Genomic DNA, 16,641 nt, shown 5'->3' on the forward strand with positions numbered 1-16,641 from the left:
ATTTATTTAACCTCTTTAGCCTCATTGGTTTTACCCAAACTAAAACTGATGGGTACATTATTGCCAGGTGCAGATACACGGATGTAGCCGCTCATCTCCTGGTGCAGCGCGCTGCAGAAATCGGTACAATAGAAAGGATAAACCCCTGCTTTTTCAGGAACCCATTTAAGAGTTTGTGTTTCACCCGGCATGATCAGCAGTTCAGCATTGTTGGCGCCTTTAACTGCAAAGCCGTGTGGTAAATCCCAATCCTGCTCCAGGTTGGTAATATGGAAGTATACTTCGTCACCCAGCTTCACCCCTTCAATATTATCCGGCGCAAAGTGGCTGCGGATGGAGGTAGCATACACATGTACTTTATTACCCTCGCGTACTACTTTCGCTTCTTTCTCGCCTTTGGATACATAAGGGTTGGCATTTTCATTTATAGGGAAGAACTTGGTAGAATTCTTCGAGATGAGATCGGCAGATAAAGCCTGCGCATAGTGCGGCTCGCCAATAGTTGGGAAGTCAAGGATCAGCTGCATTTTATCGCCGGAGATATCATACAACTGGGCGCTTTGCGCAAGCTCAGGACCGGTAGGCAGGTAACGGTCTTTGGTGATCTTGTTATAGGCAATTACATATTTGGCATTGGGTTTACGGGTGTCGCCTCCGGGGATACACAGGTGACCAATAGAATAATAGGTAGGAACCCGGTCAAGCACTTTCAGGTCTTTGATATTCCACTTTACAATTTCTGATGACACAAAGAAGGAAGTATAAGCATTTCCTTTTCCGTCAAACTCGGTATGCAAAGGGCCCAAGCCTGGTTTCTGCACTTCACCATACAGGGCAGCTTCATATTTAATAACCGGGATGCCTTCAAATTCACCATCGTAAGCTTTGTCCGAAATTGCCTTTTGTATTTTGGTATAGGAAAATACGGGTAATAACGCGGCCAGTTTACCACTGCCTACAATGTATTCACCGCTTGGGTCAACATCACAACCATGGGGTGATTTGGGACAGGGGATAAAGTAACAGATATCTTTCAGTACAGCCGGATCGAGCACAGTAACTTCGTTCAACGTTTCCGAGTTGGAATTATGCGTTTTTTCATCGTACCAGTTGCGGGTATACTTTGACACTTTCTTTTCACCCTTGCCTGCTTTCAGGTACTCTTCCGCTTTTTTCCAGTTAACGGCCAGAATGAAGTCTTTATCGCGTTGTGAGGCGTTTACTTCCAGTAAGGTATTGGCCTGTTCTGAATTATAACAACTAAAGAAGAACCAGCCATGGCTGGGCCCTTTACCGGCATGGCTCAGGTCGAAGTTTACCCCGGGAGTTCTTAGCTGGAACGCAATGCTCATTTTGCCGGAGGTTGGGTCTACACTGATAAAACTCAATGAACCCTTGAAGTTTTGCTTATATGAGGAAATCGGCACATCCTGATTATCTCCTATAGGTACACTAAAACGGGTACCTGCAATTACATACTCCGTATTTTCTGTAATAAAAGGAGAAGAGTGGTTACCAGCGCTGTTGGGTAATTCAAGGATCTCGGCAGTACGGAAATTCTTGAGATCAACACGGGCTACCCGGGGTGTATTATTGGCATTGGCAAAGATCCAGCGACCGTCTATTTCGCCATTGGTTTGCGACAGTTCGGTATGGTGCAGATCGTCCCAGGGTATAAAGCCATTTGAGGTATTCAACATAGCTTTGGTATTCTCGCTATAGCCATAACCCTTTTCAGGGTCAACGGAGAAAACCGGAATAACCCGTAACAGACGGCCAGAAGGCAATCCGTAAACAGACATCTGGCCACTAAAGCCGCCTGAAACAAAATTGTAAAACTCATCGTACTTGCCAGGGGGTACATAGGCTTTAATCGCCGCATCACCACTTACTGCATTAGCCGCGGTTTTAGGTTTGCAGCCCTGTAACCAGGAGGCAGCGACAAGGGGGAGTAAAAGGAATATTTGATTTTTAAGTTTCATATACTGTAATGTTTGAGGTTGATCTATTATAGGGTCGTTCTTTAGTAATCAATGAACTACTTCACGCCATCGTTCTTCCGCATGAACTCATACACACTATGGGCCTCCTCATCGGTAAGATTTTGATTAGGCATACGTACCATACACAACTCAAGCATGGCCTGGGCTTTCGCATCTTTATCGATCATTTCGTCAGTATTGGTAACGAAGTTCAGGATCCACTCGGGTTTGTGTCTGGTGGTAACACCCTTCCAGCCAGGACCAACCAGTTTCTCATCGCTCAGCTTGTGACAGGAGGCGCATTTCACATCGTATACTTTGTTTCCGGCATCAGCCAGCGCCTTGTCAAGGGTGGGACTAACGGTAACATTGGTGAATTTGCCGGAGCCCCTTTCCGGATCATAAGCCGGGGCTTTTTCTTCCGTTGCAGCTGGTGTGGTGGTTTCTGCAGTAGATTCTGCTTGTTTGGAGCTATTGCCCGAGCAGGCGAATAAACCTGTCGCCATACCCAATATCAAGAACATTTTTTTCATACCGATTATTTTAAATTGTATTACGACACAAGATTACGCAGCATCAAAGGGGAGAACTATGATTGCAGTCATATATAACAACGACAAAACTTTATTTAACCGTAAACCGTCCGGCAAATTGACCCAGGTCATATAACTTAGTATTTGAAAATACTCACAAAAGCAGGCATGGCATTGAATTTCACGCCATGAAGTGCTTGGTATGACAAAACCGGGCAAAGTTTCCAGCTGACATAAATCATACAGGCTGCTGTATAAGATCATGTACTTAACTGACTAACAGGTATAGTTTTGATTCAGTTAATAATCAACTTATGATGATCGATATTGACCTGCTGCTCACCTGGGGCGCCACCTATAAACAAGTGCAACGCGATGAAATCATATTTCATGAAGGTGGTTGTGGCAACTTCTATTATCAGGTGGTAAAAGGCCGGGTGCGCTGGGTAAGTATCAATGAAGAAAGCCGGGAGTTTATACAACTGATGGTTGACAAAGGCGAATGCTTTGGAGAACTGCCCTTATTTGATGATGGCCCTTATGCAGCTACGGCCATTGCCGATGAAGACAGCGTGATCATCCGACTGCATAAATCAAATTTCCTGCATCTGCTAAAAGACAATGTTGAGATACATTTTTCCTTCACCAGATTACTGGCTGAACGCATGCGATTCAAATTTATGACCATTCGCGAACTGGCCTATTACAATCCCGAACACCGCATCAGCACCCTCCTTAACTATTTTAAAAAGAATAACAAGCATACCTGTCCGGACTGTAAACAAATAAAACTTACCCGGCAACAGATCGCCGATATGACTGGCCTTCGCGTTGAAACTGTGATCAGGGCTATGCGTAATTTGCACGACAAAGGCGAATTGCTGATAGAAAAAGGAAAGGTATATTGTCAGTGATCAGCAGGGACCCGATTCGAAGTTCCGCCTTCATTATCCCTGATCAAGAGGTATAAGAATTGCAGATTTATAAGGGCAAGCACTGTTAAAAAGAAAAATTTTACCCAACCTTTTTACATTGTTATACCTAAAATACTTTCTATGGCAATTCAAACTAACACAGGAACAAATCGCTCTTCGGTTATGCCCGACTCCAAACTCCATCAGTTTTTTATTCAACAATTACAGGATGTATACTGGGCAGAGAAGAAGCTGGTAAAAACCTTGCCCAAGCTATCTGATGCCGCTACTTCAATGCGGTTAAAACAAGCTTTTAACGATCACCTTGAACAAACTATTAACCACGTAACACGCCTCGAAAATATTTTTCGCCTGTTAGGTGAAGAACCCAAAGCATTAAAGTGCCCGGCTATGGCGGGTATTGTTGATGAAGGTGCCGATATAATTGATGAAACTGATGACGGCAGTGCACAACGTGACGTGGGTTTAATTTTTGCAGCACAGAAAGCGGAACACTATGAAATAGCTACTTACGGTGGTTTGGTTACGTTAGCCCGTACTATGGGACATGATGACGTAGCCGAGTTACTTGATCAAACACTGGCTGAAGAAAAGGTATGTGATAGCTTACTTACAAAAATTGCTGAAGAGGATGCCAATGTGAAAGCAAGCACCGAAAAATTTGACAGTTAAACATTAACAAATCAGTCGTCGGCAATTATACGAAGGCATTCCGATATTTTCGGGATGCCTTTTTTGATATTCCCCACATTCATAAAGAAATTATAAATAATAGATTTACGTCATACTAAATGCCTTCCAGTAATAATATCCACAGATATAATGCGTTTCTTTGTAGTGCGTTAATATTGTATCAATAAGAGGCCGTGTGATGAAACTTTTACCATCTGATCAATTAACCAACAACCAGGTAAAGTCCGGGTTGCATTTGATATTAAAGGATGGTCTTGCTACAGAGACCATGAATACATTAACAGCAGGTACATTTCTGGTTGCCATTGCATTATACATGGGCGCTTCGAATGTACAGATTGGGGTGCTGGCCGCTTTGCCCACTTTTACCAATATTTTTCAACTGATCTCCGTTTGGCTGGTACAGCGTTTCAATAACCGGCGCGCCATTACAGTTACCGCCGCCATTTGTGCACGCGTTCCATTACTGGTAATTGGTATTATACCTTTATTATTTTCGAACATTGCCAGCGTATCAGCGCTTATCTTCTTATTATCATTCCAATGTCTGTTTGCTTCCATTGCCGGCGGCAGTTGGAACTCCTGGATGCGCGATCTTATTCCACAACAGATACTGGGCAGCTATTTTTCCCATCGCAGCCGCCTGATGCAGATGCTGAATGTTACCTTAAGTCTGCTCATTGCCCTGGGCGTTGACTATATCAAGGCGGACCATCCTACGCATGAGATCACCGCTTATGCTGGTATGTTCATTATCAGCGGCATTGCCGGAATGTGGGGGGTGTATGCCCTGGCGCGTACGCCCGAACCTAAATCAAAACCTATTCATGATAATATTGTAAAGCTGTTCAGCAAACCGCTTACTGTACACAACTTCAGAAAGCTGCTGGTCTTTAACAGCTGTTGGATCTTTGCCTTTAACCTGGTTACCCCTTTCCTCTCGGTATACATGATGAAGACCCTGGGCTTACCACTGGTATATGTTATAAGTATGAACGTTGTGAGCCAGGTAAGTAGCATCACTTCTATAAAATTATGGGGAAGGTGTTCAGACCGCTTTAGCAACAAGACCATCATTCGCATTTGTGCACCGGTTTACATTGGCTGTATTATGCTTTGGTCGGTGGTTGGGGCCATGAACACGGTAGTACTACTGCCGTTACTGGCTATCATGCACATGTTGATGGGCGCTTCCAATGCCGGTATTACACTGGCCCTTCAAAACATTGGTTTAAAGCTGGCGCCTGCCGATGAGGGTATTGTATACCTGGTTACTAAAAATATTGTTACCGCCGTTTTTTCTGCCACTGCTCCCCTGGCGGGTGGTTTACTGGCCGACTTTTTTACCAGCCATTTTGTAATTCATTTATTCGGCCGTGGTCAATGGAACCTGTTATTTATGAGTGGCGCCGCCGTTGGTTTATTGTCGCTGAAGCTGCTAAAGCCAGTTCAGGAAAATGGCGAGCTCGATAAAAAGTTACTGGTGGCCGAGCTACAACACAACTTTAAAAAACAGGTCCGCAACTGGCATCACATGCCTTTGTTACGCCGCTGGTTCTACCTTAGAACTGCTATCGTGCTGAAAAAAGGGCTCTCACTTGAATTCGACGATCTTATTCAATTCAAAGGATATAAAGAAAAGCAAAAGGATAGCTGATCTGCTTACCAGGTCCATCCCCATTGTGACCGGTGTATGGGTATAACCTATATAGGCAAATCAACTAGCCGATATGCGAGTGGGTTCGCACTGATCACCACTAGTTCAGTGCGGGTCCAGTGCGGGTTTAGTGCGGGTTGTAAGCCTATTTAAGTCTGTTTTAATAGGTAAACACACAGCATTTACTTAATAGCCAATAGCTTTTGCCATTGAACTACACACGTAACAGGCTAACAGTTCTGATGTCAGAAACTGCACATGTTGGTAACAGGCTGTTCACTCAGGAACAGCACACGATAATGTAATTGGGTAAAGAATTGCTAAGATCAAAGTTCATAAAGACGACCTGCTGCAGGTAAATTATTCAACAGCAAGGGGATGTGATTTCCAGCGCTCCAGTTTGTGTATGTTACGGGTATAAAAGCCGGTCAGGAAACCAGGAAAACCAACTTCTTTTAATTTACCTTTTACCCGTTCCCTCATATCATCAACTGTAATGTTGCTCACCGTAAATTTCCCGTCCTGAAGGCAGTGGCTGCAATACATCGTGCTTCTGGTTCCGTCTGCATGAGTGCCACCAGCATCCCGTTTCATAGGCGTACCGCAGGATTGACAGCATTTGTAGGCTCTTTCCATAACAGTCGATTTATTGGATGAATGATTATTTCTAATTTACAAAATTCTGGCGAAGGATGAACAGTAAAATGCAATTGTTTCCAGTTTTTTAGAATATTATAATCGAGTGAGTCAAAAATTGCCCCGATTGCGGCATTTATACGCATATTTTTATTGTCTGCTCAAAATTCGCTGGAAAAAGTTTTAATATGATCTAAAGACGAAAAACATTTAAAAGCAAAACGGGGAAGAACCATTGTTACTGGTTTCTTCCCCGTTCTTTTTATCTTAAAATGAAATCTTATAATTCTACACGTTTCATCTTTGGCACCAGGAAGTGCATGATGACCCAGGCCAGCAGGTAAACAGTACTACACACGGCAAACATGATATAATAAGCTATTTCAATCTTTCCGATCTCGCGGTAGTGTACAAATAAATTCTTTTGTACGGCAGCTGAGAACAAAATACCGCCTAAAGCACCAAACATACCACCTATTCCTGTTACAGAAGCCGTAGCGTGCTTAGGGAACATATCACTCACGGTAGTGAAGATATTAGCGCTCCATGCCTGGTGGGCAGAAGCTGCAATACCGATAACCACCACTGCCAGCCACATGTTCACATTACCGGCCAACTGAGCAAAGAAGATCGGGATCACAAAGAATGCATAGATCAACATCGATGTTTTTCTTGCTTTAAATGCGGCCCAGCCATTACCAATTAATTTCATTGGTAACCAGCCTCCACCAACACTACCAAAGGTAGAGATGGTATAAACAAGCGCAACAGGTAAAGAAAGTTGTGTGCCTGACAATCCATATTGGCTGGTCAGGAAATCGGGTAACCAGAAGAGATAAAACCACCAGATGGGATCGGTCAATAATTTACCAATTGCAAAAGCCCAGGTTTGTTTGAAAGTGAGCAACTTGAACCAGGACACGCTTGGTTTTACCTGCTCTAATGCAGGGGTTTCGTCTTTATCGCTATGGATATAATCGTATTCGGCCTGAGAGCATTTCTTTTGTTTTTTTGGCACTTCATAAAATATCAACCAAAGTACCAGCCAAATTAAGCCTAAGCCCCCGGTAATAATAAAAGCGGCTTCCCAACCCCAGTTTGCAGCTATCCATGGCACCGAAGCTGGTGCAAGAATGGCACCGATATTTGCTCCCGAGTTAAAGATCCCTGTGGCCAATGCACGCTCCTTTTTCGGGAACCATTCGGCCACTGTTTTAATAGCCGCAGGAAAGTTACCAGCTTCAAACACGCCCAAAAATGAACGGGCAACGCCAAAGCCAAACACCGTATTCACTGCTGCGTGTGCTATTGCCGCTGCACTCCATAAAGTAGTAGCTACGGCATAACCAATTTTGGTACCCAGTTTATCGACCACGCGGCCTGCAATTAACAAACCAATTGCGTAGGCTACTTTAAACGCGATCTCCACATTGGCATAGTCGGCATCGTTCCAATGCAGTTCTTTGGTAAAGGTTTCTTTCAAAAAACTGATTACAGACCGGTCGAGGTAGTTAATGGTGGTGGCAAAGAACACCAAACCACAAATGGTCCACCGGTATTTTCCAATGGATTGTTGGATGCCGGGTCCGGTTTCCTTTGTTTCTTTCGCTATAGCTTGCATGTCAGGTCCTTTTAGGATAGAAAGACGTACCACATTCCAGGAACGTGGCACGGCCATTCAATTATTATTTGATGTTGTTTAGTATCTCCAGTACTTCTTTCGTCTGCTTTGTCAGTTTATCGTATTCTTTGTTTTCCAGAACACTTTTGCTGATCAGCTTGCTGCCCATCCCTACTGCACATACGCCATTGTCGAACCATTCCTTTATGCTTTTTTCAGTGGTATCAACACCACCGGTAGGCATGAATAAAATGCCGGGGAATAATTCCTTAATAGCTGAAATATAAGAGGGTCCTACCACACTGCCCGGAAATATCTTCACCATTTTAGCACCGTTCATTTCAGCTGTGAAGATCTCTGTAGGGGTTAAACAACCGGGGATCCATAATAAACCGGCATCCTGCACCACTTTGGCTACCGGCGGATATACTACAGGACTGATAATAAAATCGGCGCCGGCACTTATGAATAATTCTGCATCGGCGGTTGTTTTTACCGTACCAATGCCCAACAGCATGCCAGGCATGGTATCATTCACCACCTTGCGCATCTCTTTAAAGTTGGCAATAGCTTCTGCACCACGATTGGTATACTCAACGGCTTTGATTCCGGCTGCATACAATGCTTTTAACACCTCAATGCTAACTTCCTTATTCTTATTAAAGTACAGCGGCAACATTTTCTGTTGCGTGATCTGACTTATTATGTCCTGTTGATTCATCTGTTCTTATTATTTTTCGGGGCCAGATGGAACTTACGTTTCATCATGCTTTTTTAATAGATGCGTTTATGTCCTCTACCGATTTATTGGTAGCGTCGCCTTTAATGAACAATTTCTGGAATGCGGCGGCTGTTGCAAACTCCACAATATCCTGGGCTTTATGTTCTTTGTAAAAGCCATAGATCAAGCCAGCCATGTAACAATCACCGCTACCTACTTTATCAACCACTGTTTCGGTGGTATAAACCGATGAAACGTGCAATTGCGAACCGGTGTATAAAGTAGTATAATATAAAATACCATTATGATCGAAGCGGAAGGTATTGGCCACAGCTTTACAGCGTGGGTATTGCTTTATGATCTGTTGTGAAGTTACCAGCGCCTGTTCCAGATACATTTCTTTTGTATCGGTTGTAACCAGGTCGGGGTGGACCGGGATCTGCAGCATTTTTTCAGCAGCCCATACGTTACCCATGATCAGGTCGCAGTAAGGGGCCAGCCGCATCATTACTTCATGCACCGGTACACCGTATTGCCATAATTTGGCGCGGTAATTCAGATCGATAGAAACTATAATGCCTTTTTTATTACATACCTGCATCACTTCTTCACATACATCGGCTGCATCGGCATTTAATGCCGGACAAATAGCACTTACATGGAACCAGCTCACCCCTTCGAGTATTGCGTCCCAGTTGATAGTGCCTTTTTGCAAACGCGCAAAGGAAGAATCGGCACGGTCGTAAATAACACCGGCATTCTTTACATCCAATCCCTGTGGCAGGTAGTAGGTACCAATACGATGTCCGCCATATTGAATGGCCGAAGTATCGATATTACTTTGCTGCAGGGACTTTACTATCTGATGTGATAAATAATTATCGGGTAAACCGGTCATGTATTTCACCGGTATTTTCCAAAGGGCCAGGGCACGGGCTACATTCAATTCAGCCCCACCTACGTGTATGGGCATTGATGCATTTGCCAACCATTGACCTTCAGTATCAGGCGACAACCTCAACAGTAATTCGCCAAAGCTTAACACGTTGCCCATTACCAGTTGAAATAGTTTTTAGCGTTGTTAAAACAAATGTCTTGGATCACCTGGCCTATCCAGTCGATATCGGCAGGTAATTCGCCATTCTCCACATCGTCACCGAACATGTTACACAACAAACGGCGGAAGTATTCGTGGCGGGGGAATGACAGGAAGCTTCTTGAATCGGTTAACATTCCTACAAACTTGCTCAGCAGTCCCATATTGGAGAGGGCATTGATCTGTTTGGTCATGCCATCTTTTTGATCGAGGAACCACCAGCCAGAACCAAACTGGATCTTTCCGGCAACACTGCCATCCTGGAAGTTACCGATCATGGTAGCCATCAGTTCATTGTCGGCAGGGTTCAGGTTGTAAAGAATGGTTTTTGCCAGTTGGTTATCGGTATCGAGTCTGTTCAGGAATTTAGACAACTGACGCGCTTGTGAAAAGTCGCCGATCGAATCCCAACCTGTATCGGGACCGAGTTGTCTTAACATGCGGCTGTTGTTGTTACGCAGTGCACCCAGGTGGTATTGTTGCACCCAGCCTTTTTCCCAATCCCAACGGGCAAACTCAACCAGCATAGCTGATTTGAATTTCAGGTTCTCTTCTAAAGAGAGTTCCTTACCGCTTCTTATTTTATCGAAGGCATTTTTGATCTCAGTTTCAGTATAATCTTCCGCATAGATCTGCTCCAGGCCATGGTCGCTTACTGAGCAACCCATGGTAGCGAAGAAGTCGTGTTGTTTCTTTAATGCTTTCAGATAATCGGCATAGCTGCCAACTGATGTATTTGCAGCAGCTTCTACCTTACCTACGTATGCGTTAAAAGTAGCGGCATCATCCACATTCATGGCCTTATCGGGACGGAATGCGGGTAACACTTTTACTTCAAAATTATCGGCCTTGATCTTTTTATGATACTCGAGGTTATCGATGGGATCGTCGGTAGTACATACCACTTTCACATTCATCTTTTTCAGCAAACCACGAACGGAATATTCTTTTGTTTGCAGTTTGGCGGTACACTCGTCGTAGATCTTTTTAGCGCTTTTTGCATCCAGGATATCGGCAACGCCAAAGTAGCGTTGCAGTTCCAGGTGCGTCCAGTGGTATAATGGGTTGCGTAAAGTATAAGGAACGGTAGCGGCCCATTTTTCAAACTTCTCGAAGTCGCTTTTACCACCAGTAACATAGTCTTCATTAACACCGGCAGTACGCATAGCGCGCCATTTGTAGTGGTCGCCATACAGCCATACCTGGGTTAAATTCTGGAATTGGGTATCATTGGCAATTTGATCGGGAGGTAAATGGCAATGATAATCTATAATGGGCATTTGCTTGGCAAACTCGTGATATAGCTTTTGCGCAGTGGGTGTTTGCAATAAAAAGTGCTCGTCAACAAACTTTTTCATTGGTGTCTGGTAAATGAAAGGCTCCCGACATGTCGAGAGCCTTGTTTATAATAATATTATAATGATACTCCTCTCTTCCAGGGGATGAAGTCATCCTGACCATGCCGAACCGCGCTGATCTCCAGTTCACCGCTGGCCACTTTTATCACATAATCCAGAATACGCTCACCAGCCTGTTCAATGGTTTCTTCACCCTCAATGATAGTACCCGTATTGATATCGATGATGTCCCGCATTTTATTATACAACACGGTATTGCTCGATAATTTAACCACGGGGGCTATTGGGTTACCGGTAGGAGTTCCCAAACCGGTAGTGAACAATACGATATTGGCGCCACTGGCCACTTCGGCGGTGGTTGATTCCACATCATTACCGGGTGTACACAGCAGGTTCAAACCTGGCTTGCTTACTTTTTCGGGGTAATCCAGTACATCGGTTACGGGGGAAGTACCACCCTTTTTAGCAGCACCGGCTGATTTAATTGCATCGGTGATCAAACCGTCTTTGATGTTACCGGGTGAAGGGTTCATATCAAAGCCACTGCCTACTGCAACAGCTCTTGCATTATAGGTTTTCATCAGGCTTGAGAACCTTGTGGCGATGTCAACCTGTACGCAACGATCGCTCAGGCCTTGCTCTACACCGCACAGCTCAGGGAATTCAGATAAAATTACTGAACCACCCAGTCCTACCAGCAGGTCAGAAGTATAACCGATGGCGGGGTTGGCAGAGATACCAGAGAATCCATCGCTACCGCCACACTCGAGCCCAATACACAATTTGCTTAATGGAGCGGGTTCGCGTTTGGTTTGGTTAGCAACGATAAGCCCTGCGAAAGTATGTTTGATGGCAGCAGCCAGCAGATCAGATTCTAACCCGATCTTTTGTTGCTCCAGTATATATAAGGGTTTGCTGAAATTAGCATCCCGTTTTTTGATCTCTTCTTCCAGGATAGATACCTGCGCATTCTGGCAACCCAGGCTCAGTACGGTAGCACCTGCACAGTTGGGATGCGTGATGTAACCAGCCAGCAAACCGCACAAAGCCTGTGCATCCTGCCGGGTACCACCACAACCACCTTCGTGGTTCAGGAATTTGATCCCATCTACGTTAGGGAATAAACGCTGGGCGTTGTCTTCGCTGGCGCTGGTGCGGATATCGGCGTTCAGAATGTCTTCAACGCTTTTTCCGGTTTTATACAGGTCAATGAGTTGTTGCGCCTGGTATTTGTATTTTTTGTTACGGCCATAACCCAGGTCGCGTACCAGCGATTCCTGTAATACGTCGAGGTTACGGTTCTCGCAAAATACCATGGGAATAACCAGCCAGAAGTTTGCGGTACCCACTTCACCATTGGGGCGATGATAGCCCATAAAGGTGCGGCCGGCAAATTTCGATACATCTGGTTTTTTCCAGTCTGTATTGCGCTGGGCGCTTATTTCAAAGTCGTTTGCTGCGTGTTTTACATTGGCAGTAGAAATAAGCCCGCCTTTTTTAATGGGCGACTGGGCTTTTCCCACCAATACGCCATACATGATGATGGAGTCGCCTGCCTGCAGATCGGCAGCTACGAACTTGTGTTTCGCAGCGATGTCATCTGTTATGGTATATTCCTTTCCATCTAACGATACGGTTTCACCTTTCGATAAATTGGTAAGTGCTACTACCACGTTATCATCTGCATGTACTTTTAAGACCTTTTTCTTCATATTTATGCCAATACTTTTTGGGTCTGATGTTGAATTGTTTTAGCTACGCCGTTTTCCAGTAATGCGGCCATGTTGTCTTTTACAGCCTGGGCAAAGCCAGGGATGGCGCTCAGGTCGGATCCCCACAGTGAGGTGTCGGCCAGTACTTCATCGGCCAGTTGGGCAGGTTTCAATTTGCTCCATTTTTCGAAGAAATAAGGGGCAAAATCATCCTGAATATGATATTCTTTACCCTGCCATTCGCCGTAATATTTGTCCTGTTTCTTATTTACGGGCTTCAAAAATAACAGATAAGCGGCAAATCCCAGAGCAATATTCTCAGGCACTGCTTTTACCCGTTCTGCATATTTCAGGATCACGGGCACATTACGCATCTTCATTTTTGAAGTGTATTGCATGGTAATGTTGATCCAGTGGTGTTCAATATTCGGATTGGCGAAGCGATCGAGTACTTTACTTCCAAACGTTTGGGAAACGCCCTGTTCTACATCATAAGGAATGCCGGTAGCTATTTCATTTAACATCAAACGGCTGATAAATGTTTGCATCGCTGCATCGTCCATCGCCTGTTTCACGGTTCCAAAACCAGCCAGGTAGGCCAGTCCGCACGATAATGTATGCGTACCATTCAACATACGTAATTTCAGTTCTCTGAAAAGGTTGATATCGGGGGCAATTACCACGCCTTCATCAACAGATGCAAAGGTCAATACTGATTTTATATGTTCTCCGCCTTCGATAGCCCACAGGCGGTATACTTCGCTCATGGTGAGCAGTTCGTCTTTATAACCAAACTGTTTTTCCAGGTTCTCGCGGGTGGCGTTATCAGGTTTACCGGGTACAATGCGGTCAACCAGGGAACTGCAGAAATAATTGCAGTTCTCGAGCCATTGGATGAAGGTATCATCAAGACCATTCAAATGGGCCAGTTCCAGTACAATGGACTCCAGCTTTTTACCATTATCGGGGATCAGTTCTGTTGGAACGATCACCATTCCGCTCTGGCGGCTGCCGTCGAATGCTTTGTAGCGCTCTAACAAAAACGCCAGCAGTTTACCGGGGAAGCTAACGGGCGGCAGGCGATGGATATCGTCCTGTACCAGTTGAATACCTACCTCGGTAGTATTGGAAATAATGATCTGCATGTTGGGGTTGTGAGCGCATTGCAGGATCTCGCTCCACTCGTCCTTTGCACTCAGCACCCGGCTGATGGAAGAATTGATGATGTTCTCTTCAACTTTTTTACCACCTTCCAAACCGCGCACGCATAGAGTATATAATCCATCCTGTTTATCAAATGCAGAAGAATCGCTGTCAGTTGATTTCACCACTACTACCCGGCCGTTGAAAACGCCCTGGCGGTTGGCTTTGTCAATGAAATAATCAGGCAACCCGCGCAATAATACGCCAGTTCCAAACTGCAATACTTTTTCAGGAAGATCAAAAACTGAATCTGCAGGTGCTTCTATATCCTGCGCACTGATATTTTTCAGGTTGTACCTCGAAAGGATCATACTCTACGCTTTAAATTTTGTAATTCTTTATTTGTTGTTTAATGGACCGCCCCACTGTTTGGGCGCGGCGGTAATTCGACCATCCATAAAAATGCACAGATTTCTTCTAAATTCTATCCTGCACTTTCCTTGTACCGGCCCATTTTGTCCCTTTCAGTATGATGACAACCAGCCGGTAATGTATTATTTCTTTACTCCCTGCAGTAACAGCCATTTGGCCAATTCATAAGCAGCCTTGGCATTTTCGTATTCTGCGGGTATTTTTCGGCCATCAGTATACTCATTGTACAGCCAGGGATCGCCTACGGCGAATACAGTTCCCTTGCCTAATTTGGCAGTGGCCATCACTATATCATTATCAACTTTAACCAATGGTTTGGCGGGGGCCTTTGTTTCCAGGATGCTTATTTCCTTCAGGTACACCTTTTTGGTTTGTTTGAACACTTCGTTACCAGCGGGAATGGGCACTGCCCCTGTTTCGTACTGGTTGCCCTGTACAAAGTTGCGGCCCCGGGTGCTGAAGTTTATGCCGAATGCGTTGGCGAGTTTGTTGAAATGGGCCAGGTCGCAATTGGCGCTGTCATTGGCCATTAAGACCAGCACGCCCCCTTTTTGTACCCAGGCGGTGAGCGCCTTCACATGCTCTTCATTCACATAATTGGGGTTCTTATTGTCTTTCAACCCATCCGGATCGCAAATGATGTATACATCGGTTTTGGCCAGGTTGGCGGCTGTAGGCGCAGCTTCCAGCGTACTGAGTTTGGCGCCGTAGCTGCTGAAGATATCGCCCAGCAAGCTGAAACCGTTGTTGCTCATCTCGTTCCAGGTATAATGGGTGGGGTATTTAAACCCATTCAGTTCTTTTTTGTCTTCGTGGTTGAAGTAATAGTCTACTGTTACCGTTTTTCCTTTACCCGGCATGTCGGCAGGCAGGTTTTCCATTTCGGCACCAGCCAGTAAATAGGCGCCTATTCCTTTCCAGTCGTTCACGATAACGGGTTCGCTCATATAGTATTCAAAGCTGCCATCGCGATAAGGGTTGCCACCCAAACCCGATACTTTTACCGTGCCTTTTAACTGCACCTCGCCCTTGGCGTTTTTATCAACAAAGGCTTTTAAAATGCCCTCATAACCTCTTTTGGCGTTTGACCAATAGTTTGCAGGCAGGTACCCTTTACGAATACCTTTTGCTATGGTGTACACCAGCATGCTGGAGGCAGAAGCTTCCAGGTAGTTTTTGGGGGTAGTGGGCATATCCACCACATCGTACCAAAGACCGGTTTTGGCATCCTGTACTTTGGTAACGGCTTTTGTAAAGCGGTTCAAAATACCAATGAGGGTATCGCGGCCGGGGTGATTGGCCGGGAAATAATCCAGTGCATCAACCAGGGCCATTCCATACCAGCCCAGTGCACGGCCCCAGAAATGAGGGGAGTTACCGGTTTGTTTGTTGGCCCATTTTTGTTCTTTCGACTCGTCCCAGCCATGGTACAACAGACCGGTCCTGGAGTCGCGGGTATGCCGCTCTATGGCTGCAAACTGGCGGGTGATATCATTAAATGCGGTGTCTTCTCCAAACAACATGGCATATTCAGCATAAAAGGGCTGGCCCATATACAAACCATCGAGCCATACCTGCCAGGGGTAAACTTTTTTATGCCAGAAGCTGCCTTCTTTTGTACGGGGGTGGTTTTGTAACTGGCTGCGTAATAGATCGGCAGCTTTTTTATATTTCACCTTTTCAGTTGCCCGGTATAAGGTCAGCAGCAGTTTGCCATCATTTACGTTATCGATATTAAATTCAGTGGGATCGTAGCCTCTGACAGTACCATCTTCATTCACCCAGACATCCATGCTTTTTTGGATGTATTTAAAATAGGTAGCGTCGCCGGTCGCTTTCCACAGTGCTTCCATACCTTTTAATACAACACCCATATCATAGCTCCAATGGGCGGGTTTTTGCGCCAGGGAATCATTCCACCACCCCATTACCGAAGCTGCCATTCCCTGTGACCAGTTCTGTTTTCCTGAAGTAGTTACTCCGGTAACAGCTGTCCCCTGCTGGGCGGAAGCTGTTAAAGAGCATGCCGTACCTATGACAATCAATGCGTGAGAAATCTTCATGGTTGTTTTTTTTGTTCCAAGTTCCAAGTTGCAAGTTTTAGGTTACAGGTTGCAAGCCC

At 45.0% G+C, this 16,641-nt stretch carries 13 protein-coding genes; 3 read left to right on the forward strand and 10 right to left on the reverse strand.

From position 1 onward, the window contains the following. Window positions 1-2 precede the first annotated feature (2 nt). Entirely contained in the window at window positions 3-1,982 is a 1,980-nt protein-coding gene (gene nosZ / locus J7I42_RS00755; RefSeq protein WP_209136858.1) for a Sec-dependent nitrous-oxide reductase, read from the reverse strand. A gap of 56 nt (window positions 1,983-2,038) precedes the next feature. Beyond that, window positions 2,039-2,515, reverse strand: coding sequence for a c-type cytochrome (locus J7I42_RS00760; RefSeq protein ID WP_209136859.1), 477 nt, complete (start codon window positions 2,513-2,515; stop codon window positions 2,039-2,041). A 314-nt stretch (window positions 2,516-2,829) separates the two neighbouring features. Here J7I42_RS00760 and J7I42_RS00765 point away from each other — a divergent pair, with 314 nt between their 5' ends. From J7I42_RS00765 to J7I42_RS00775, 3 genes are all read left to right on the forward strand, one after another. Further along, window positions 2,830-3,429 carry a Crp/Fnr family transcriptional regulator gene (locus J7I42_RS00765; protein WP_209136860.1) on the forward strand — a complete coding sequence of 200 codons (600 nt, stop codon included), beginning with the start codon at window positions 2,830-2,832 and terminating at the stop codon, window positions 3,427-3,429. 141 nt (window positions 3,430-3,570) lie between these two features. After that, window positions 3,571-4,122 carry a YciE/YciF ferroxidase family protein gene (locus J7I42_RS00770; RefSeq protein WP_209136861.1) on the forward strand — a complete coding sequence of 184 codons (552 nt, stop codon included), beginning with the start codon at window positions 3,571-3,573 and terminating at the stop codon, window positions 4,120-4,122. A 199-nt stretch (window positions 4,123-4,321) separates the two neighbouring features. Continuing rightward, entirely contained in the window at window positions 4,322-5,800 is a 1,479-nt protein-coding gene (locus J7I42_RS00775) for an MFS transporter (protein WP_236065419.1), read from the forward strand. 360 nt (window positions 5,801-6,160) lie between these two features. On the opposite strand, the gene J7I42_RS00780 is transcribed toward J7I42_RS00775, so the two are convergent. The 8 genes from J7I42_RS00780 to J7I42_RS00815 all read right to left on the reverse strand — a co-directional run bounded on the left by J7I42_RS00780 (window position 6,161) and on the right by J7I42_RS00815 (window position 16,582). Beyond that, entirely contained in the window at window positions 6,161-6,436 is a 276-nt protein-coding gene (locus J7I42_RS00780; protein ID WP_209136863.1) for a zinc ribbon domain-containing protein, read from the reverse strand. A 280-nt stretch (window positions 6,437-6,716) separates the two neighbouring features. Continuing rightward, window positions 6,717-8,057: an MFS transporter gene (locus J7I42_RS00785; RefSeq protein WP_209136864.1), complete on the reverse strand. Its 1,341-nt coding sequence runs from the start codon at window positions 8,055-8,057 to the stop codon at window positions 6,717-6,719. 64 nt (window positions 8,058-8,121) lie between these two features. After that, window positions 8,122-8,778, reverse strand: a complete 657-nt coding sequence (locus J7I42_RS00790; RefSeq protein WP_209136865.1) for a bifunctional 4-hydroxy-2-oxoglutarate aldolase/2-dehydro-3-deoxy-phosphogluconate aldolase — start codon at window positions 8,776-8,778, stop codon at window positions 8,122-8,124. 43 nt (window positions 8,779-8,821) lie between these two features. Beyond that, window positions 8,822-9,832 (reverse strand): sugar kinase, encoded by a 1,011-nt coding sequence (locus tag J7I42_RS00795; RefSeq protein WP_209136866.1) that lies wholly within the window; start codon window positions 9,830-9,832, stop codon window positions 8,822-8,824. Further along, window positions 9,832-11,232 carry a glucuronate isomerase gene (gene uxaC / locus J7I42_RS00800; protein ID WP_209136867.1) on the reverse strand — a complete coding sequence of 467 codons (1,401 nt, stop codon included), beginning with the start codon at window positions 11,230-11,232 and terminating at the stop codon, window positions 9,832-9,834. The genes J7I42_RS00795 and uxaC overlap by 1 nt, the downstream gene beginning before the upstream one ends. Window positions 11,233-11,288: 56 nt before the next feature. Then, complete coding sequence (locus J7I42_RS00805; protein WP_209136868.1) at window positions 11,289-12,944, reverse strand: UxaA family hydrolase; 1,656 nt, start codon at window positions 12,942-12,944, stop codon at window positions 11,289-11,291. Window positions 12,945-12,946: 2 nt separating this feature from the next. Beyond that, on the reverse strand, window positions 12,947-14,458 hold the full coding sequence (locus J7I42_RS00810; protein ID WP_209136869.1) for a tagaturonate reductase: 1,512 nt from the start codon (window positions 14,456-14,458) through the stop codon (window positions 12,947-12,949). A gap of 183 nt (window positions 14,459-14,641) precedes the next feature. After that, window positions 14,642-16,582 carry a glycoside hydrolase family 88 protein gene (locus tag J7I42_RS00815; protein WP_236065371.1) on the reverse strand — a complete coding sequence of 647 codons (1,941 nt, stop codon included), beginning with the start codon at window positions 16,580-16,582 and terminating at the stop codon, window positions 14,642-14,644. Window positions 16,583-16,641 lie beyond the last annotated feature (59 nt).

It is taken from the genome of Niastella soli (genome assembly GCF_017742245.1).
In the GTDB taxonomy this organism is placed as follows: domain Bacteria; phylum Bacteroidota; class Bacteroidia; order Chitinophagales; family Chitinophagaceae; genus Niastella; species Niastella soli.

Coding starts and splice junctions, on each gene's coding strand:
- nosZ (WP_209136858.1), bottom strand. CDS start 1,982: ATGAAACTTAAAAATCAAATATTCCTTTTACTCCCCCTTGTCGCTGCC.
- J7I42_RS00760 (WP_209136859.1), bottom strand. CDS start 2,515: ATGAAAAAAATGTTCTTGATATTGGGTATGGCGACAGGTTTATTCGCC.
- J7I42_RS00765 (WP_209136860.1), top strand. CDS start 2,830: ATGATGATCGATATTGACCTGCTGCTCACCTGGGGCGCCACCTATAAA.
- J7I42_RS00770 (WP_209136861.1), top strand. CDS start 3,571: ATGGCAATTCAAACTAACACAGGAACAAATCGCTCTTCGGTTATGCCC.
- J7I42_RS00775 (WP_236065419.1), top strand. CDS start 4,322: ATGAAACTTTTACCATCTGATCAATTAACCAACAACCAGGTAAAGTCC.
- J7I42_RS00780 (WP_209136863.1), bottom strand. CDS start 6,436: ATGGAAAGAGCCTACAAATGCTGTCAATCCTGCGGTACGCCTATGAAA.
- J7I42_RS00785 (WP_209136864.1), bottom strand. CDS start 8,057: ATGCAAGCTATAGCGAAAGAAACAAAGGAAACCGGACCCGGCATCCAA.
- J7I42_RS00790 (WP_209136865.1), bottom strand. CDS start 8,778: ATGAATCAACAGGACATAATAAGTCAGATCACGCAACAGAAAATGTTG.
- J7I42_RS00795 (WP_209136866.1), bottom strand. CDS start 9,832: ATGGGCAACGTGTTAAGCTTTGGCGAATTACTGTTGAGGTTGTCGCCT.
- uxaC (WP_209136867.1), bottom strand. CDS start 11,232: ATGAAAAAGTTTGTTGACGAGCACTTTTTATTGCAAACACCCACTGCG.
- J7I42_RS00805 (WP_209136868.1), bottom strand. CDS start 12,944: ATGAAGAAAAAGGTCTTAAAAGTACATGCAGATGATAACGTGGTAGTA.
- J7I42_RS00810 (WP_209136869.1), bottom strand. CDS start 14,458: ATGATCCTTTCGAGGTACAACCTGAAAAATATCAGTGCGCAGGATATA.
- J7I42_RS00815 (WP_236065371.1), bottom strand. CDS start 16,582: ATGAAGATTTCTCACGCATTGATTGTCATAGGTACGGCATGCTCTTTA.